This window comes from Streptomyces sp. NPDC096310, from assembly GCF_044763125.1.
Lineage (GTDB): Bacteria > Actinomycetota > Actinomycetes > Streptomycetales > Streptomycetaceae > Streptomyces.
This window is the reverse complement of sequence record NZ_JBIWFO010000026.1, coordinates 63,875-81,635: the sequence shown is the minus strand read 5'-3', so window position 1 is coordinate 81,635 and position 17,761 is coordinate 63,875. Positions and strand designations below refer to the sequence as shown.

Sequence of the window (17,761 nt, the reverse complement as noted above, 5' to 3'; positions counted from 1 at the left end):
TCAGAAACGATGGTTTGCGAGACACCCGCGCCGACCGCTCGAATCGACCCCGAGAGGCGTTCAAAACCCGTCTCAAAACATGCCGGAAACCCCTGGTTTTCTGAGACGAGTTTTGAGACGATCGATGCATGACGACGAACACGAACACCGGAACCCTGATCGGCTACAAGCGAGTCAGCACCAACGCACAGGATGCGCAGCTTCAAGCGGACGCGCTGAGCGATGCGGGATGCGCCCGCGTCTTTGAGGACAAGGCGAGCGGGAAGAACGCCGACCGTGCGGGCCTGGTGGCTGCTCTCGACTACATGCGGGAGGGTGACACCCTGTGCGTGTGGAAGCTGGACCGGTTGGGGCGCTCCACCAAGGACGTGCTCACGATCGCTGAGGACTTGCACGCGCGGGGTATCAGCCTGCGGATTCTGACGGGGACGCTGGCCGGTAGCTACTCGCCCAAGGGGGAGGGGAAGTTCTTCTTCACGATGATGGTTGCCTTTGCAGAGCTTGAGCGAGACATGATCGTTGAGCGGACTCGTGCGGGCCTGGACGCTGCCAAGGCTCAGGGGCGTACGGGCGGGCGCCCGGTCGTGATGGACGCTGACAAGCTCGCTGCTGCCAAGGCGCGTAAGGCTGAGGGGGAGAGCGTGACGGCGATCGCCAAGGCGCTGAAGGTGTCCCGCGCGACGCTGTATCGGGCGCTTGCGGACACGGAGTGATCCGACTCGACCTGAGAGACCGTCTGCCCGTGGTGGTGAACGGTCTTTCTCGCGTCTGGCCCCTGGGGCGGGGGTGATCAAAGTTCAGGCGAAACCTTGCCTGGCGATCCCGGCTCAAGCACGACACGCGCGCCCTGGGTGTGATGCCGTTTCCCGCCCCCATGCGGCGCTGAACTGCGGAAACGTGCTCTGATGCGGACGAGAAAGGCGCAGTTAAGGGGTGGGGAGTTGCCCCTTAACGTACCCACCGGGACCGCTACGTGATGGCAGCACTGCCCGTGTACGGGTTTCAGGGTCGGTGCCGTCTCAGGCGACGTGCTCCAGTAGGGCGCGTACCTCGGGCACATTGCGGAACTCGTCCAGTCGCGCAAGTACAACCCTTACTCGCTCCGCCGTGCGCCCGCTGGCCACGTCGGCGGACAACGTGATGACGCGCTCCGCCGTTGCCGCCGCTTCCTCCGGTTCGTTGGCGTCCGCCAGGGCGACGGCAAGCCATGACAGGTAGAGCGCGAGTTCCCGTGTGTGTGTCGCGTCGTATCGGCTGAGCACGTCACGAAGGAGAGGAACGGCACGGAGTGGACGGCGCAGTTCTGTGTAGACGCGCGATTCCATGACTTGGAGTTCTCCGGCGTCCACCCAATAGAGGTACGCGGGTTCTTCCTCTTCGCCGTGCTCTGTCAGGGCATCGCTCGCCTCGCTGAGTGCACGCATCGCGGATTGAGTTTCCCCGGCCTGAGTGTGGGCCCATGCCACCCGGTCGAGGTACAGGGCGCGCGCCCGTGGTGGTGCTCCCGTGGCGCTCTCCATTGCGGCTTGAGCCATGGCGAGACCCGCGCGCACGTCCCCGGTGTTCGTCCGTTGGTAGGCCAGTGAGCCCAGAAGATTGCCCGCCAGGGTCGTGTCTCCCGCAGAGTGCGCCGCCGACAGTCCCAGTCGGTAGATACGTTCGGCTTCCTCGCGCTGTCCCGCGTCGCTGGCGATCCATCCCGCGATCTGCGCCAACTCCCCGATGGCTTGGAGGAGCGACAGGCCAACGGCTTCCGAGTGGCTTCCTTCCCTGAACAGCCTTATGGCGGAACGGAGTTCGCGCAGTGCGGGGCGTAGCAAGTCGCCTCCCGCAATCACGTCGTCGGCAAGTCTCAGCCCATGTACGCGTTGCTGTAGGTCATTCACAGCGTCCATGCCGACACGTCGCCCCGTACGGGCGCTGATCGGGGCGAGCGGATCACCATCGGGCAAGTAGTCGGCCAGTGCCGGTCGAGGCGGCTCCGTGGGCTCTGGTGACGCTCTGAGCGCATCCACCGGTACGCCGAGAGCGGCTGCAATGAACGGCAGCCACTCGCGGGGGGTGCGCTTACCTGTCTCGTACCGGCTGACTTCCTGCCGCCCGATTGGGTCGCCCTGGACGTCGGCGGCGCGGCATGTTTCCCGCGCCAGTCGTGCCTGACTCCACCCGCGCTGTTCGCGTAGGCGCCGGATGTTGGCCCCGATGCTGCCTGTCATGGGTCAAGTCTGGCCGACAGTTGGCCGACACAGGGCCGCTAGTCGTAGATCGACTTCGGTCGGAAGCTGACGGAATGACCGAACCCACGAGGTATCAGACCGCTCCGGTTGAGTTGCCGTTGCGTATGGAGTTGGAGCCGACCCCGGTTGAGGGGTGTCCTGGCTGTGTCGAACTCGCCAACGTGCGGGACCGTGCGCGTACGGGTGGTGACATGACCACGGTGTCCGACTGCAACGTCTACTTGCGACGCCATCCGGAGGGTCACCAGTGATCACAGTGGAAGACGTTGGCTACCGGGTGGAGGACGCGACGGGACGGGTCGGCGTCCTACGAGCCGTGATCCGGGACTATGAGGACCCTGCCGAGTCGCCCGGGGAGCGCCGCAAGCGCCCCACAGCCTTCTTGTGGCCTGACGGCGGGGGTCGTGAGTGGTTGGTCCCCCCGGAGTCTGTGAAGCGCGTGTAGCGCCCCGTGTGCCCCCGCTTGGTGGCCGCGAGTAAGGCAGCGGAGCGGGGGCATCCTCCCGAGCGAAGACCAACGTCTCTACGAAAAGTACGACGAGGCGTACATCGGCCCGTTCACCTGGGACCTGAAGCGGTTCGCCGCCTCGCTCGCGCTGATCGGCTACACGAAGGCGCTCAGCGACCCGCAGATCACCGAGCTGGTGGAGATCTACGCGGGCGCCTACCGCGAGCGGATCCACGCGCTGGCGACCGGCGCGAAGAACGACGAGGTGCCGCCCTTCACCCTGGACACGGCCCAGGGCCCGCTGCTGACCGCGCTGCGCTCGGCCCGCTCGCTGACGCGCTTCTCGCTGCTGGACTCGATGACGGAGATCCGGGAGTACGAGCGGCGCTTCGCGGCGGGCGGCGGCTCCATCGAGCTGGACGCGGCCACCCGGTACAAGATCCTCGCCGCGTTCGACGGCTATCTGGAGACGCTTCCGGAGTCCAGCCTGACCCGCCCCGACTCGTACCGCGTCAAGGACGTCGTGGGCCGTCGGGGCATCGGCATCGGCTCGGCCGGGCTGCCCTCGTACAACATCCTGCTGGAGGGCAACAGCGACGCCCTGGAGAACGATGTCGTGATCTACCTCAAGCAGGCGCAGACACCGGCGGTCTCCCGGCACATCACCGACGGGGCCGTCCGCGACTACTTCCAGCACGAGGGCCACCGCACGGTGATCTCGCAGCGGGCGCTCCAGGCGCACGCGGACCCGTGGCTGGGCTGGACGGAGCTGGACGGGGCGGGTCAGCTCGTCGCGGAGGTCTCGCCGTACGCGGTGGACCTGGACTGGTCGGATCTGGACGACCCGGAGGAGATAGCGGCGGTCGTCGCCGACCTCGGCCGGGCGACGGCGACGATGCACGCGGCGGCGGACGACGAGAGCGGGCACTCCCTGGTGCCGTTCTCCACGGAACGTGCCATCGACGCGGCGATCGCGGCCGACGAGGACGGCTTCGCCGCCCTGCTGGTGGACTTCGCACACATGTACGGGGCACGGGCCAGGGCCGACCACCAGATCTTCGTGGACCTGTTCCGCAACGGCCGGCTGGCGTAGGTCGCACGGGCCGCCCGGCGGCGGATTCCGTGATGCTTTAGGGATCGTTTACAGGGACCCATGGCACACTCGGCGACGATGGACATATCCGGGACGCGGCTCAGAGCGGCGCGGGCAGCACTCTTCACGGCACTGGTCGTGACGCTGTCCGCGGGCTCGCACGTGCTGCTGTCCCGCACCCCGCTGCCGCTCTCCCTGGTCGCCGGGCTCGGCGCCGCCGTGTTCGCGCTCACCTACGCGGCGGCGGGCCGCGAGCGCGGCTTCTGGCGGATCGCCGCCCTGCTCGTCCCGCTCGAACTGGCCGCCGACACGGTCTTCACCAGCGGCCAGCGCGTCTGTTACGGCCCCTCGGGCGGCCCGGTGGCCGGGTCGCTGCGCTCCGTCGGCTTCGACGTGCTGTGCGGCGGCGGCCTCGGCGCGCCGCTGCCCGGGGTGGCCTCGCCGCGGTCCACAGCCGCCGCGCTGCTGGACTCCCCCGACCCGGCCCTGCCCTGGCTGCTGCTGGCCGTCCATGTGGCGGTCGGGCTGCTCGCCGCGGCCTGGCTGCGGCACGGCGAGAAGGCGCTGTCCCGGCTGATCCGGGCCGCGGCCGTGAGTGCGTTCCGGCCGCTGCTGATCGCGGTCGCCGTGGTCTCCACGGCCGCCCGCGCGGTACGGCGCGCCCCGCGCCCCGCGGACCGCCCGCGCCCCTCCCGCCACCGGCTCCTCGTCCACTCCGTGGGACGGCGGGGCCCGCCGGGACCGGCGCTCGGCCTCGTCGCCTGAGGCTCTTCCCGAGCACGGGCCCGAGCCCGGAGCACCGGCCCGCGCCGCGTCCCGGCCCGGCATCCCTCCCCGCCCTCAGCGGCATCACGTCATCCCCACGGAGCGAACCATCATGAGCGCACGCAACAACCAGGCCAACAAGGCAGCCGCCCGCGAGCGGCTGCGCGCCGAGCGCGAGCGGCAGGCGAAGAAGGACAGGGTACGCCGCCAGCTCGTCGTCATCGGCTCGGCCGTCGCCGTCCTCGCGATAGCCGGCGGCGTCGGCTACGCCGTCGTCCAGTCCAACAAGCCCTCCCACTGGGAGACGATGAAGGACGAGAAGACCGTCGTCGCCCCCAAGAACACCGAGGGCACGAACGGCACCACGGTCGTCATCGGCAAGAAGGACGCCAAGAAGACGCTCGAACTGTACGAGGACTCCCGCTGCCCCGTCTGCGCCACCTTCGAGCAGGCCGTCGGTGAGACCGTCCACAACGACGTCAACGCCGGCAAGTTCAAGATCAAGTATGTCGGCGCGACCTTCATCGACAACTCCGACAACGGCGAGGGCTCCAAGAACGCCCTGTCGGCGCTGGGCGCGGCGCTCAATGTGAGCCCCGAGGCGTTCCTGGAGTACAAGACCGCGCTCTACTCGGCGAAGTACCACCCCGAGGAGTCGCAGGACAAGTTCGCCAAGGACAGCTACCTCCTCGAAGTGGCCGACTCCGTGAGCGCGCTCAAGGGCGACGCGACCTTCAAGAAGGACGTCGAGAACGGTACGTACGACGCCTGGGCGATGAAGATGTCCGCCGCCTTCGACAAGAGCGGTGTGCAGGGCACGCCCACCCTGAAGATGGACGGCAAGAAGCTCACGGCCGAGGGCAGCGACAACCCGCCCATGACCGTGGCGGACTTCAACGCCGCGATCACCAAGGCGCTCAAGGGCTGAGCCGGGGGCTCACAGCGAGCCGATGAAGGCGAGCGCGGTCCGCCAGGTCTCCTCGGCGGCCCGCTCGTCGTAGTCGGGCAGTTCCGGGTCGGTGAACAGGTGGCCGGCCCCGGGATAGCGGTAGACCTCCACGTCGGCCCCCGCCTGCCGCATCCGCAGGTACCAGGCGGTCTGCCAGTCGTGCGGCTCGAACGGGTCGGGGTCCGCCACATGGAGCTGTACGGGCAGCTCGTCCACGGACGCGTTCTCCGCGATGTCGGACGTACCGTGCAGCAGGAGCAGCCCACGCGCCTTCGCGTCGCCCAGCGCCAGGTTCTGCGCGATGGAACCGCCGAGCGAGAGCCCCACGTACACCAGACCGCGCTCGGAGTAGGGTGCCGCGGCCAGCACCGCCCGGCGCAGCAGTTCCTCCTTGCCGATCCGGTCCTTCAGCTTCATCCCCTCCTCCGCGGTCGAGACCGTTTCCCCCTCGAAGAGGTCGGGCACGCGCACCTCGTGCCCCGCGGCGCGCAGCCGGTCGGCGGCGGCGTGCACCGCCGGGCGGAGACCGTAGACGGAGTGGAAGAGCATGATGTCCATCCGGACATCCTGCCAGTCCGCCCACGCCCGCCCCGCACGAGAGGGACAAAAGGGAGTCATGGAGAACGCACTGCGCCCACTGATCGTGCTCGGCGGCACGGTCCTGCTCACCCTGGCGCTCGGCTGGGTGGTGGACCTGGTGCTCCGCCGCGCGGACCAGCGTCACCCCGAGACCCCGCTGTGGGGGCTCCTGCGCCGCTGCGGCGTGCCGCTCCAGGTGCTGGTGATGGCGTCACTGCTGCGCGGTACGTACCGCGAGACCGGCTGGTCCCTCATCTCGCACTACCAGGCCGAGATCGGCCGGGTGCTCTCCCTGGTGGTGATCGGCTCGGGTGCCTGGCTGGTCGTACGGGTCGTCTCCGTGGTCGTCGAGTCGTCGTACGCCCGCTACGCGACCTCGACACGCGACCCGGCCCGGGTGCGCCGCGTACGGACCCAGGTGACGCTGATGATGCGCATCGTGATCGCCGTCGTCGTGGTGGTCGCGGTCGCGGCGATGCTGCTGACCTTCCCCGATCTGCGCAGCATCGGTACGTCGATGCTGGCCTCCGCGGGCATCATCGGCATCGTCGCCGGTGTCGCCGCGCAGTCCACGCTGAGCAATCTCTTCGCCGGGTTCCAGATCGCCTTCGGCGACATGGTGCGCATCGGGGACACGGTGGTGGTCGACGGCGAGTGGGGCGTGGTCGAGGAGGTCACGCTCACCTTCCTCGCCGTACGGACCTGGGACGAGCGGCGCATCACCATGCCCGTCTCGTACTTCACCTCCCAGCCCTTCGAGAACTGGTCGCGCGGCGGGGTCCAGATGACCGGCACGGTCTTCCTCCAGCTCGACCACACCGCGCCGGTGCCGCTGATGCGCGAGAAGCTCCAGGAGATCCTGGCGGGGTGCCCGTCCTGGGACGGCCGGGACTGGAGCCTGGCGGTCACGGACACCACGCCGACCACGATCGAGGTGCGCGCGGTGGTCACGGCCAAGGACGCGGACGACATCTGGAAGGTGCGCTGCGCGGTACGGGAGGAGATGGTGGCCTGGCTGGCCGCGCACCATCCGTACGCGCTGCCGAGGATCGTGGGCGAGGTCGCCGCGCCGCCCGCGCGCGGCCGGGTCGCCGCGCCCAGGGAGAACACCGAGGACGACGACGGCTCCGCCGGGGACGACCGGCAGGTCAGGACGGGCGGGGACGCCGACACCGGGCGCGGCTGACGACGCTCCCGGGCCGTACGCCGGGGCGCGTCTGCCCGCGTACGCCGGCGCCCGCGCCACCGGCGTCAGCGCGTCATCGCGCCACCCACGTCAGCGCGTCAGTGCATGCTGCGCACGTCAAGCTGGCGCAGGACCCGGTCCACGATCTCCGGGTTCGCGCCCGGCTCGTTCCTGGCCGACAGGACCTCGTGGCGGGCCGCCGACATCATCTCGCGCTGGATGCGCTGTACGGCCCGGCCGCGGGCGACCCGCTGCGCGGCCCACTCGCGGCGCTCGTCGTCCGCCAGGTCGGGGCTGATCCGCAGCCCGATGTCGATGGCCACGCGCGCCAGCCGCTCGCTGATCTCCTCCGGGACCTCCTCCACCGTCTCGATCTCCTTGAGCCGGCCCTTCGCCGCCTTCGCGGCCCGGAGCGCGAGCATGTGCTCCAGTTCGTGCTCCGCCTTGGTGTCCGCCCGTACCCCGAGCTTCTTCACCAGCCAGGGCAGCGTCAGCCCCTGGACCACCAGGGTCGCCATGATGACCGCGAACGCGATGAAGATGATCTCCTCGCGGCCCGGGAACGGCTCACCGCTCTCCGTCTCCAGCGGGATCGCCAGCGCCAGCGCGACCGAGGCCACCCCGCGCATCCCGGCCCACCACATGACGACGGTCTCGCGCCAGCTCGTCGGGATCTCCTCGTCGTAGTCACGGAGCTTGTGCATCCGCTTGGCCAGCCAGGTCGCGGGCAGCAGCCACAGCAGCCTGACGAACACGACGACCCCGACGACCACCGCGCCCCAGCGGAGCATCTCCAACGTCCGGCTCTCGGCCGCCCCGAACGCGTTGTGCAGCTCAAGCCCGATGAGTCCGAAGGCCACCCCGGTGACGAGCGTGTCGACGACCTGCCAGAAGGAGTTGCCCGCCAGCCGTCCCATGACGTCGTCGGCGTCCGCCGTGTGCGTGGCGAGGAAGAGCGCGGTGGTGAGGACGGCGAGCACCCCGGAGCCGTGCAGTTCCTCCGCCAGTACGTAGCTGACGAACGGCACCAGCAGCGACAGGCCGATCTGGAGGGTCGCGTCGCCGAGCAGCGACATCAGCTTGTTGGTGAGCCAGCCGAGCCCGAGCCCCACCGCCACGGCCACCACCGCGGAGAGGACCAGGGAGCCGACGGCGCTCGGCCAGGAGAAGGTGCCGCTGATGGCCGCCGCGATCGCCACGTGGTAGAGCACGATCGCGGTGACGTCGTTGAAGAGACCTTCGCCCTCCAGGATGGAGACCAGCCGCCGGGGCAGCCCGAGCGATCCGGCGACGGCGGTCGCGGCCACCGGGTCGGGCGGGGCGACGAGCGCGCCGAGCACGACCGCGGCGGCGAGGGGCAGGCCGGGCACGATCGAGTGGGCGACCGCCGCCACGGCCGCCGTGGTCACGAAGACCAGGGCGACCGCGAGCAGGAAGATGGGCCGGAGGTTCGCCGTGAACTGCCGCCAGGAGGTGCGTTGCACGGCCGCGTACAGCAGCGGTGGCAGCAGGAGCGGAAGGATGAAGTCCGGTGGCACCTGCACATTCGGTACGAACGACAGCAGCGCCAGGACGACGCCGACGATCGTCATCAGCACCGGTGAGGGCAGCCCCAGTTTGTCCCCGAGCGGAACGGTGAGCACCGCCCCGAGGAGCAGGACGATCAGCAGTGCCAACTGGTCCACGGTGGGCCCTCCGGTGGTCGAAAGCCTTGACGGCAGACAAGGGTGATCAATGGGCGATCAAGGCCTCAAGCCTGTCACGGCCCTCCCACGCCGCAGGCCAGGGGGCCGGAGCAACCGGAACCCCGCCCTCGTCCCGCCCCGTACGTCCTCGTCCCGCGACCGGCCGGAGCGGCTAGAGCCCCTTGCCCGGGAGCACCCGGCGCATGGACCGGTGCGCAATGCCCGCGTCCGGGAACTCGGGTCCGTACGCCTCGTATCCGAGCCGCTCGTAGAAGCCGAGCGCATGTGTCTGCGCGTGCAGGTCCACCACCCGCAGGCCCCGATCGCGCGCCGCGTCCTCGATGGCCCGTACGAGCGCGGCGCCGATACCGAGACCCCGGGCCGCCGGGGAGACCGCGAGCCGTCCGAGGGAGCCGGTGTCCGGGTCGCCGCCGGTACGGTCGGCCGCGCCGGGCCCGTACAGCAGCCGTCCGGTGCCCAGCGGCGTCCCGTCGTCGCGTACGGCCAGCACCTGCACCGCGTCGCCGTCCCGGCCGTCGTACTCCAGTTCCTCGGGCACGCGCTGCTCGACGACGAAGACCTCCTTGCGGACCGCGAAGCACGCCTCGACGTCCGCCGGGTCCCGCGCGACCCGCAGCGTGTAGCCGGGCGCGGTCACGCGTTGCTCTCCGCCCTGACCTTGTCCAGCGCGCCCTGGAGGTCGTCGGGGTAGGTGCTCGCGTACTCCACCCAGCGCCCGTCCGACGGGTGCTCGAAGCCGAGGCGTACGGCGTGCAGCCACTGCCGGGTCAGCCCGAGCCGCTTGGCGAGCGTCGGGTCGGCGCCGTAGGTCAGATCGCCCACGCAGGGGTGGCGGTGGGCGGACATGTGCACCCGGATCTGGTGCGTACGGCCCGTCTCCAGCTTGATGTCGAGCAGCGAGGCGGACCGGAACGCCTCGATCAGGTCGTAGTGCGTGACCGACGGCTTGCCCTCGGCGGTGACGGCCCACTTGTAGTCGTGGTTCGGGTGGCGGCCGATGGGCGCGTCGATCGTGCCGCTCATCGGGTCCGGGTGCCCCTGCACCAGCGCGTGGTAGCGCTTGTCGACGACGCGCTCCTTGAACTGCGCCTTGAGCAGCGTGTACGCGCGCTCCGACTTGGCGACGACCATCAGCCCGGAGGTGCCGACGTCCAGCCGGTGCACGATGCCCTGGCGTTCGGCCGCGCCGGAGGTCGAGATGCGGTAGCCGGCGGCGGCCAGACCGCCGATGACGGTGGTGCCGGACCAGCCGGGGCTGGGGTGCGCGGCGACGCCGACGGGCTTGACGATCACGACGATGTCGTCGTCGTCGTGCACGATCTCCATGCCCTCAACGGGCTCGGCGACGATCTGTACGGGCGCGGGCGCCGCGGGCATCTCGACCTCCAGCCAGGCCCCGCCGTTCACGCGCTCGGACTTCCCGACCACGGCGCCGTCGACCTGGACCTTCCCGGAGGCGGCCAGCTCGGCCGCCTTCGTACGGGAGAAGCCGAACATACGGGCTATGGCGGCGTCGACGCGCTCGCCCTCCAGGCCGTCGGGCACGGGCAGGGTTCTGATCTCGGGAAAGCTCACCTGTCGAGTATGCCTTGTGGCTACGACAGCCCCGACCGCACGCCCTCCGCTCCCGGGTGCTCAGTCCTTGTGGACGGTCCCGTCGGGGTCGAGCCCGCGGAAGGAGAGCAGCACGATCAGGATGCCGCCGCAGACGATCGCGGAGTCCGCGAGGTTGAAGACCGCGAAGTGCGCGGGTGCGATGAAGTCGACCACGGCGCCCTGGAAGACCCCGGGGGAACGGAAGATCCGGTCGGTGAGGTTACCGAGCGCGCCGCCGAGCAGCAGCCCCAGCGCGATGGCCCAGGGCAGGCTGTAGAGCTTGCGCGCGAGCCGGGCGATCACCACGATCACCGTCGCCGCGATAATCGTGAAGATGACGGTGAACGCCTCGCCGATGCCGAAGGCGGCGCCCGCGTTCCTGATCACCTCGAACTTCAGCAGATCGCCGATGACCTCGATCGGCTCGTGGTGCTCCAGCTCGGCGACCACCAGCATCTTGCTTCCGAGGTCGAGCAGGTACGCCAGTACGGCGACGACGAAGAGCGCGACGATCTTGCGCTTGCCCTTCGGCTGCTCGGCCGGGACCGCGGCGTCCTCGTCACTGCCACGGTCACCGGACGGCGTACCGATGATGTGCTCCGCCTCTGCCACGTGAGTCCCTCAACTGCTGGAGTACTGGGTGCCTGACTGAGGACGAGGGTACGTCACCCCGGTACCCCCGTCCCCTAACCTCGACCTGCCGTCACACCAGGCACCCGGCCGCCCCGACCTCGCGGGACGTGTCAGCCCCGCCGTTCCTGCTTCTGCTTGTCCTCCACGCAGAGGGTGGCCCGGGGGAACGCCTGCATCCTGGCCTTGCCGATCGGCTTGCCGCAGACCTCGCAGAGTCCGTACGTGCCCGAGTCGAGCCGCAGCAGGGCCCGCTCGGTCTGCTCCAGCATCTCGCGGGCGTTGGCGGCGAGGGACATCTCGTGTTCCCGCGTGATGTTCTTCGTGCCGGTGTCCGCGTCGTCGTCACCGGCGCCGTCCCCGGAGTCCCGCATCAGCCCGGCCAGTGCCGCCTCCGACGAGGTGATCTCGGCGCTCAGCCGGGCGATCTCGCTCTCCAGACCCGTACGCGCCTCGGCGACCTCCTCCGGCGTCCAGGGGTCCTCGCCGGGCCGTACCGCGAGTTCCCCGGGCGGTGCCGCGGCGACCTGCGCCGTGGACACCGCGGCGCCGGCCGCGCCCGTGCCGCCCGCAGTCTTCTTAGCTCCCACCGTGTTGGCTCCCGTCTGTTCCGCGGCCTGGGCCGCCCCCTCGGCCGCGGACGCGGCCTGCTTCGCAGGTGCCTTGCTCGCCGGCGTCTTCCTCGCAGGTGCCTTCTTCGCGGCCGTCTTCCTGGCGGCCGCCTTCCTGCCCGGAGCCTTCTTCGCCGGCGCCTTCGTGTCCGGTGTGCTCTTCGCCTCCGCCTTCTTCGCCGCCGCCTTCTTGGCCGCGGCCTTCTTGGCGGTGGTCTTCTTCGCCGCCGTCTTCTTGGCCGGCGTCTCCTTGGCGCTCGAACTGGCGGCCGCCTTCTTCGCCGCCGTCTTCTTCGCGGCGGTCTTCTTCGCCACCATGGCCGCGGCCCCTTCACATAGCGCGATCTTGCTCGCGAATCGTGCTGGGACGATAAATCGACACCAGCCCCGCGGCAACGGGGCACGCCGCCTCTCCGGCCCCTCCCATGGCGCGAGAAGACCGGCCTCCATCCGTTGTGCCCAGCTCCCCGCCGGGTAATCCGCCGCCGGGTGCGCCACGCCGTACACGCGCGCCGGTATAACCGTTCGGGTCATACGCTCGGCCGTACGGCGCTCCCCTCCCCACCTCCCGCGCGCCCCACCGCCCCCGCCGCGGAAACCGGTCGGCCGGGCCGGGCGCCGCCCCGTACACTGGGCCCAGCGAGAGGCGTGGATGGGGACCAGTAGCGTCGTACGCGGCCATGAGCGACCCGGGGACGGTGAGAGCCCGGGGGCAGAGCGCGATGTGAAGCATCACCCCGGAGCCGCCGGAAGAAAGCCCAGGTCACCGCAGGGCGAGTAGAACCGGCAGCGCGACCCCAATGAGGGGGCCACGGGCGGTGACGTCCGGGGCCAAGGAGGGTGGTACCGCGGGAGCCCAGCTCTCGTCCCTTCGACGGAGATGCCGCAGTCCCGCCGGAGGAAGCGCCCCATGACACCAGAACCCTCGCCGACGCCCGCGACCGCCCCCCGGTACCGCCAGGTGCCCGCCCAGGTCGACCTGCCCGCGCTGGAGCACGCCGTGCTCGACCTGTGGCGCGAGAACAAGGTATTCGAAAAGACCCTCGAACAGTCGGAGGGCCGCCCGGAGTGGGTCTTCTACGAGGGCCCGCCCACCGCCAACGGCATGCCCGGCGCGCACCACATCGAGGCCCGCGTCTTCAAGGACGTCTTCCCGCGCTTCCGCACCATGCGCGGCTACCACGTCGCCCGCAAGGCCGGCTGGGACTGCCACGGCCTGCCCGTGGAGCTGGCGGTCGAGAAGGAACTGGGCTTCACCGGCAAGAAGGACATCGAGGCGTACGGCATCGCCGAGTTCAACGCCAAGTGCCGCGAGTCCGTCACCCGGCACACCGACGCGTTCGCCGAGCTGACGACGCGCATGGGGTACTGGACCGATCTCGACAACGCGTACCGGACCATGGACCCCGAGTACGTGGACTCCGTCTGGTGGTCGCTCAAGGAGATCTTCGGCAAGGGCCTGCTCGTCCAGGACTACCGGGTCGCCCCCTGGTGCCCGCGCGACCAGACCGGGCTGTCCGACCACGAGCTGGCCCAGGGGTACGAGACGGTCGTCGACCCCTCGGTCTTCGTCCGCTTCCCGCTCACCTCGGGTCCGCTCGCCGGCGAGGCGTCCCTGCTGGTCTGGACGACGACCCCGTGGACGCTGGTGTCGAACACCGCGGTCGCCGCGCATCCCGACGTCCGCTACGTGGTCGCGACGGACGGCGCGGAGCGGCTCGTCGTCGCCGAACCGCTGGTCGGCAAGGCGCTGGGCGAGGGGTGGGAGACCACCGGCGCGTCCTTCACGGGCCACGAGATGGAACGCTGGACGTACGACCGTCCCTTCGGCCTCGTGGAGTTCCCTGCGGAGGCGCACTACGTCGTCAACGCCGAGTACGTGACGACGGAGGACGGTACGGGACTGGTCCACCAGTCCCCCGCCTTCGGTGAGGACGACCTCAAGGTCTGCCGCGCCTACGGCCTCCCGGTCGTGAACCCGGTCCGCCCGGACGGCACGTTCGAGGCGGATCTCCCGCTGGTCGGCGGGGTCTTCTTCAAGAAGGCCGACGAGGTGCTGACCGCGGACCTGAAGGAGCGCGGCCGGCTCTTCCGCCATGTGCCGTACGAGCACAGCTACCCGCACTGCTGGCGCTGCCACACCGCGCTCCTCTACTACGCGCAGCCGTCCTGGTACATCCGTACGACGGCCGTCAAGGACCGCCTGCTGGAGGAGAACGAGCGGACGAACTGGTTCCCTGACTCGGTCAAGCACGGCCGGTACGGCGACTGGCTGAACAACAACGTCGACTGGGCGCTCTCCCGCAACCGCTACTGGGGCACCCCGCTGCCGATCTGGCGCTGCGAGGACGACCACCTCACCTGCGTCGGCTCCCGCGCCGAGCTGACGGAGCTGACCGGCACCGACCAGAGCGGCCTCGACCCGCACCGCCCGTTCATCGACGCGGTGACCTTCACCTGCCCGCAGGACGGCTGCCGGCTGACCGCCGTCCGCGTCCCCGAGGTCATCGACGCCTGGTACGACTCGGGTTCCATGCCGTTCGCGCAGTGGGGCTACCCGTACCGGAACAAGGACCTCTTCGAGAAGCGCTACCCGGCGCAGTTCATCTCGGAGGCGATCGACCAGACGCGCGGCTGGTTCTACACGCTGATGGCCGTCGGCACCCTCGTCTTCGACAAGTCGAGCTACGAGAACGTCGTCTGCCTCGGCCACATCCTCGCCGAGGACGGCAGGAAGATGTCCAAGCACCTGGGCAACATCCTCCAGCCGATCCCGCTCATGGAGCAGCACGGCGCCGACGCGGTCCGCTGGTTCATGGCGGCCGGCGGCTCCCCCTGGTCGGCGCGGCGGGTGGGCCACGGCACGATCCAGGAGGTCGTGCGCAAGACCCTCCTCACGTACTGGAACACGGTCGCCTTCCAGGCGCTGTACGCCCGTACCTCCGGCTGGGCGCCGAGCGCCGCCGACCCGGCCCCGGCCGACCGGCCGCTGCTCGACCGCTGGCTGCTGAGCGAGCTGCACGCGCTGGTCGACCAGACCACGCAGGCGATGGAGTCGTACGACACGCAGCGGGCCGGCAAGCTGCTCTCGGCCTTCGTCGACGATCTGTCCAACTGGTACGTGCGCCGCTCGCGCCGCCGCTTCTGGCAGGGCGACAAGGCGGCGCTGCGCACGCTGCACAACGTGGTCGAGACGGTGACCCGGCTGATGGCCCCGCTGACCCCGTTCATCACGGAGCGGGTCTGGCAGGACATGGTCGTCACCGTCACCCAGGACGCGCCCGAGTCGGTGCACCTGACGTCCTGGCCGCAGGCGGACCTGTCGGTGATCGACCCGGCGCTCTCCCGTCAGATGGCGCTGGTACGGCGGCTGGTGGAGCTGGGCCGCGCGACCCGTGCCGAGTCGGGGGTGAAGACCCGCCAGCCGCTGTCGCGGGCGCTGATCGCCGCGACGGGCTTCGAAGCGCTGTCGCCGGAGCTGCGCGCCCAGATCACGGAGGAGCTGAACGTCTCCACGCTGGCGACCCTCTCCGAGGTGGGCGGCTCGCTGGTCGACACGACGGCGAAGGCGAACTTCCGCGCGCTGGGCAGGCGCTTCGGCAAGGGTGTCCAGGCCGTGGCGAAGGCGGTCGCCGACGCCGACGCGGCGGCGCTCTCCGAGGCGCTGCGCGACGGTACGGCGTCGGTGACCGTGGACGGCGAGAGCGTCCCGCTCGCCCCGGACGAGGTGATCATCACGGAGACCCCTCGCGAGGGCTGGTCGGTCGCCTCCGACTCCGGCGCGACGGTCGCCCTGGACCTGGAGATCACCCCGGAACTCCGCCTGGCGGGCCTGGCCCGTGACGCGATCCGCCTGATCCAGGAGGCCCGCAAGAACAGCGGCCTGGACGTGGCGGACCGGATCGCGGTGCGCTGGGCGTCGCCGGACGAGGCGACGGCGAAAGCGCTGACGGCACACACGCCTCTGATCGCGGACGAGGTCCTGGCCACGGACTTCACCGCGGGCGAGCCGGACGACACGTACGGCCCTCCCTTCGAGGACGAGGGCCTGACCCTCACGTTCCACCTCCGCAAGGCGTAACACCCGCGCGGCCTGTCCCGCCCCCGGCCCTCAAGCCCGTCCGGCGCTTGAGGACCGGGGCCCGGGGCGGAGCTCCGGTTCGGGAAGGGGCGCCCGAACGCCACAGGCACAGGCACCCGCACAGACACCCGCACGGAAAAGGGCCGGGCCCGGGACACATGTCCCGGGCCCGGCCCTTCGTTCTGCCGACGGCTACGCGTTCCGCACGCGTGAACCCGTCAGTTGTCGTCCTCGTCGATCAGGAAGCCCCGCATCGGCGACGGCGCCTGCTGCATCGGCTGCGGCGCCTGCGGCCGTACCGGTGCCATCGGCTGCGTCATCGCGGGCGACATCTGCTGCTGGCCACCGTACGACGGGCCCTGCGACGGGCCACCCATCGAGGGGCCGCCCATGGACGGGCCCCCGCTCATGCTGTGCCCCATCGCGCCCGCGCCGGCCGGAGCCATCGAGGGCGACGGCGGCAGCGAGGCGGTCGCCGGGGTGCGCGGCGGGGCCAGCGAGTCGTCCGCCTGGGTCTCCAACTGCCGGAGCTGGCTCTCCAGGTAGGACTTCAGCCGCGTACGGTACTCGCGCTCGAAGCCCCGCAGGTCCTCGACCTTGCGCTCCAGCGTCGCGCGCGCGGACTCCAGGGAGCCCATCGCCACGCGGTGCTTCTCCTGCGCGTCCCGCTCCAGCGCGTCCGCCTTGGCGCGCGCGTCGCGCTCCAGGCCCTCGGCGCGGCTACGGGCCTCGCCCACGATCTTGTTGGCCTCGGAACGCGCCTCGGCGATCGCCTGGTCGGCGGTCTGCTGGGCGAGCGACAGAACACGCGCGGCGCTGTCACCGCCGGGCCCCTGACCGGGCTGGCCCATCTGCGGACCGTGACCGCCCATGGGGCCGCCCATCGGACCGCCCATGGGGCCGCCCTGCTGCTGCATGGGTCCGCCCTGGCCCATCGGGCCGCCCTGCTGCATCGGGCCACCCTGGCCCATCGGACCGCCCTGGCCCATGGGTCCGCCCTGCATGGGGCCACCCTGCTGCATGGGTCCGCCCTGGCCCATCGGGCCGCCCTGCTGCATCGGACCGCCCTGGCCCATCGGGCCCTGGCCGTGCTGCTGCTGGCCGCGCGGGTCGTGGCCCTGCGGGCCCTGGCCGTGGGCGCTCGGCCCGGCGGGGAGCTGCGGTGCGCCACCGGGCAGTTGGGGCGGGCCCATCTGCGGGGGCTGCTGCTGCTGCGGCGGACCTGATATGGCGGCGGGTACCGGGGCCCCGGGTCGGTCCTGCTGCTCGGGCGGCTTGCGCATGGACTGCTGCTGCTGGTTCTGCGCGGCGGCACGCGTCGCCGCGGCCAGTTTGGCCCGCAGGTCCTCGTTCTCGCGGAGCAGGCGGGTCAGTTCGGCCTCGACCTCGTCGAGAAAGGCATCGACCTCGTCCTCGTCGTAGCCTTCTCGGAGGCGGACGGTTGTGAACTGCTTGTTCCGCACGTCCTCGGGGGTCAGCGGCATCTCTTCTTCACCTCTACGTAGTCGTCGGCAGTCGGCAAGACCGTTTCGTTCACATTCCCCTCGCAAGGTTGCTGACAACCGCGATGAGGATGTAAACGATGATCATCAGAACGAAGAAGGACAGGTCGAGTGCCACGCCCCCGAGACGCAGCGGCGGGATGAACCGCCGCAGAAGCTTGAGCGGTGGATCGGTGACAGTGTAGGTGGCCTCCAGAATGACCACCATCGCCTTGCCGGGCTGCCATGAGCGCGCGAACTGGAAGACGTAGTCCATGACCAACCGGAAAATCAGCACGATGAGGAAGCACATCAGCGCGATGTAGACCACCTGTAGTGCGATGCCCATCCCGCTGTTTCCCTCTCCCCTGGCTCACTCTGGTTCCGGTCGCTCCGGCG

Annotated in this window: 15 protein-coding genes and 1 pseudogene; 7 read left to right on the top strand and 9 right to left on the bottom strand. The window is 70.3% G+C overall.

The genetic code is table 11. From position 1 onward, the window contains the following. Nucleotides 1–128: 128 nt before the first annotated feature. Nucleotides 129–713 (top strand): recombinase family protein, encoded by a 585-nt coding sequence (locus ACIQ7D_RS32235; RefSeq protein WP_403943749.1) that lies wholly within the window; start codon nt 129–131, stop codon nt 711–713. Nucleotides 714–1,019: 306 nt separating this feature from the next. Here the strand turns inward: ACIQ7D_RS32235 and ACIQ7D_RS32230 are convergent, their stop codons facing one another. Continuing rightward, on the bottom strand, nt 1,020–2,216 hold the full coding sequence (locus ACIQ7D_RS32230) for a helix-turn-helix transcriptional regulator (protein WP_403943746.1): 1,197 nt from the start codon (nt 2,214–2,216) through the stop codon (nt 1,020–1,022). Between the two features lie 74 nt (nt 2,217–2,290). On the opposite strand from ACIQ7D_RS32230, the gene ACIQ7D_RS32225 reads away from it, so the two are divergent. From ACIQ7D_RS32225 to ACIQ7D_RS32210, 4 genes and pseudogenes are all read left to right on the top strand, one after another. Beyond that, nucleotides 2,291–2,488 carry a hypothetical protein gene (locus tag ACIQ7D_RS32225; RefSeq protein WP_403943744.1) on the top strand — a complete coding sequence of 66 codons (198 nt, stop codon included), beginning with the start codon at nt 2,291–2,293 and terminating at the stop codon, nt 2,486–2,488. 282 nt (nt 2,489–2,770) lie between these two features. Continuing rightward, a pseudogene (locus ACIQ7D_RS32220) lies at nt 2,771–3,778 on the top strand (DUF2252 family protein); the annotation flags it as partial. A 78-nt stretch (nt 3,779–3,856) separates the two neighbouring features. Continuing rightward, nucleotides 3,857–4,543: a hypothetical protein gene (locus tag ACIQ7D_RS32215; RefSeq protein ID WP_403943742.1), complete on the top strand. Its 687-nt coding sequence runs from the start codon at nt 3,857–3,859 to the stop codon at nt 4,541–4,543. Nucleotides 4,544–4,655: 112 nt separating this feature from the next. Further along, nucleotides 4,656–5,471, top strand: a complete 816-nt coding sequence (locus ACIQ7D_RS32210; protein ID WP_403943739.1) for a DsbA family protein — start codon at nt 4,656–4,658, stop codon at nt 5,469–5,471. Between the two features lie 9 nt (nt 5,472–5,480). Here ACIQ7D_RS32210 and ACIQ7D_RS32205 read toward each other — a convergent pair whose 3' ends face one another. Further along, complete coding sequence (locus ACIQ7D_RS32205) at nt 5,481–6,050, bottom strand: dienelactone hydrolase family protein (protein WP_403943737.1); 570 nt, start codon at nt 6,048–6,050, stop codon at nt 5,481–5,483. A gap of 58 nt (nt 6,051–6,108) precedes the next feature. Here ACIQ7D_RS32205 and ACIQ7D_RS32200 point away from each other — a divergent pair, with 58 nt between their 5' ends. Further along, nucleotides 6,109–7,257: a mechanosensitive ion channel family protein gene (locus ACIQ7D_RS32200; RefSeq protein ID WP_403943735.1), complete on the top strand. Its 1,149-nt coding sequence runs from the start codon at nt 6,109–6,111 to the stop codon at nt 7,255–7,257. Between the two features lie 98 nt (nt 7,258–7,355). Here ACIQ7D_RS32200 and ACIQ7D_RS32195 read toward each other — a convergent pair whose 3' ends face one another. The 5 genes from ACIQ7D_RS32195 to ACIQ7D_RS32175 all read right to left on the bottom strand — a co-directional run bounded on the left by ACIQ7D_RS32195 (nt 7,356) and on the right by ACIQ7D_RS32175 (nt 12,118). Next, entirely contained in the window at nt 7,356–8,942 is a 1,587-nt protein-coding gene (locus tag ACIQ7D_RS32195) for a Na+/H+ antiporter (protein ID WP_403943733.1), read from the bottom strand. A gap of 172 nt (nt 8,943–9,114) precedes the next feature. Further along, nucleotides 9,115–9,600, bottom strand: coding sequence for a GNAT family N-acetyltransferase (locus tag ACIQ7D_RS32190; protein WP_403943730.1), 486 nt, complete (start codon nt 9,598–9,600; stop codon nt 9,115–9,117). Continuing rightward, nucleotides 9,597–10,538, bottom strand: a complete 942-nt coding sequence (locus ACIQ7D_RS32185; protein WP_329826042.1) for an RluA family pseudouridine synthase — start codon at nt 10,536–10,538, stop codon at nt 9,597–9,599. The genes ACIQ7D_RS32190 and ACIQ7D_RS32185 overlap by 4 nt, the downstream gene beginning before the upstream one ends. A 60-nt stretch (nt 10,539–10,598) precedes the next feature. Further along, complete coding sequence (lspA, locus tag ACIQ7D_RS32180; protein ID WP_403943728.1) at nt 10,599–11,171, bottom strand: signal peptidase II; 573 nt, start codon at nt 11,169–11,171, stop codon at nt 10,599–10,601. A 131-nt stretch (nt 11,172–11,302) separates the two neighbouring features. Next, a complete protein-coding gene (locus tag ACIQ7D_RS32175) occupies nt 11,303–12,118 on the bottom strand; it encodes a TraR/DksA family transcriptional regulator (protein ID WP_403943725.1) in 816 nt (271 codons plus the stop codon). A gap of 592 nt (nt 12,119–12,710) precedes the next feature. Between ACIQ7D_RS32175 and ileS the strand changes: the two genes are divergently transcribed. Beyond that, nucleotides 12,711–15,881, top strand: a complete 3,171-nt coding sequence (gene ileS / locus ACIQ7D_RS32170; RefSeq protein WP_403943723.1) for an isoleucine--tRNA ligase — start codon at nt 12,711–12,713, stop codon at nt 15,879–15,881. 218 nt (nt 15,882–16,099) lie between these two features. On the opposite strand, the gene ACIQ7D_RS32165 is transcribed toward ileS, so the two are convergent. Together ACIQ7D_RS32165 and ACIQ7D_RS32160 are read right to left on the bottom strand one after the other, a co-directional pair. Then, entirely contained in the window at nt 16,100–17,365 is a 1,266-nt protein-coding gene (locus ACIQ7D_RS32165; protein ID WP_403943721.1) for a DivIVA domain-containing protein, read from the bottom strand. 49 nt (nt 17,366–17,414) lie between these two features. Beyond that, entirely contained in the window at nt 17,415–17,711 is a 297-nt protein-coding gene (locus tag ACIQ7D_RS32160) for a YggT family protein (protein ID WP_365806590.1), read from the bottom strand. Nucleotides 17,712–17,761: the final 50 nt, after the last annotated feature.

What these genes read in the sequence shown, in the direction of transcription:
- ACIQ7D_RS32235 (WP_403943749.1), top strand. Translation starts at nt 129, where the DNA reads ATGACGACGAACACGAACACCGGAACCCTGATCGGCTACAAGCGAGTC.
- ACIQ7D_RS32230 (WP_403943746.1), bottom strand. Translation starts at nt 2,216, where the DNA reads ATGACAGGCAGCATCGGGGCCAACATCCGGCGCCTACGCGAACAGCGC.
- ACIQ7D_RS32225 (WP_403943744.1), top strand. Translation starts at nt 2,291, where the DNA reads ATGACCGAACCCACGAGGTATCAGACCGCTCCGGTTGAGTTGCCGTTG.
- ACIQ7D_RS32215 (WP_403943742.1), top strand. Translation starts at nt 3,857, where the DNA reads ATGGACATATCCGGGACGCGGCTCAGAGCGGCGCGGGCAGCACTCTTC.
- ACIQ7D_RS32210 (WP_403943739.1), top strand. Translation starts at nt 4,656, where the DNA reads ATGAGCGCACGCAACAACCAGGCCAACAAGGCAGCCGCCCGCGAGCGG.
- ACIQ7D_RS32205 (WP_403943737.1), bottom strand. Translation starts at nt 6,050, where the DNA reads ATGGACATCATGCTCTTCCACTCCGTCTACGGTCTCCGCCCGGCGGTG.
- ACIQ7D_RS32200 (WP_403943735.1), top strand. Translation starts at nt 6,109, where the DNA reads ATGGAGAACGCACTGCGCCCACTGATCGTGCTCGGCGGCACGGTCCTG.
- ACIQ7D_RS32175 (WP_403943725.1), bottom strand. Translation starts at nt 12,118, where the DNA reads ATGGTGGCGAAGAAGACCGCCGCGAAGAAGACGGCGGCGAAGAAGGCG.
- ileS (WP_403943723.1), top strand. Translation starts at nt 12,711, where the DNA reads ATGACACCAGAACCCTCGCCGACGCCCGCGACCGCCCCCCGGTACCGC.
- ACIQ7D_RS32165 (WP_403943721.1), bottom strand. Translation starts at nt 17,365, where the DNA reads ATGCCGCTGACCCCCGAGGACGTGCGGAACAAGCAGTTCACAACCGTC.
- ACIQ7D_RS32160 (WP_365806590.1), bottom strand. Translation starts at nt 17,711, where the DNA reads ATGGGCATCGCACTACAGGTGGTCTACATCGCGCTGATGTGCTTCCTC.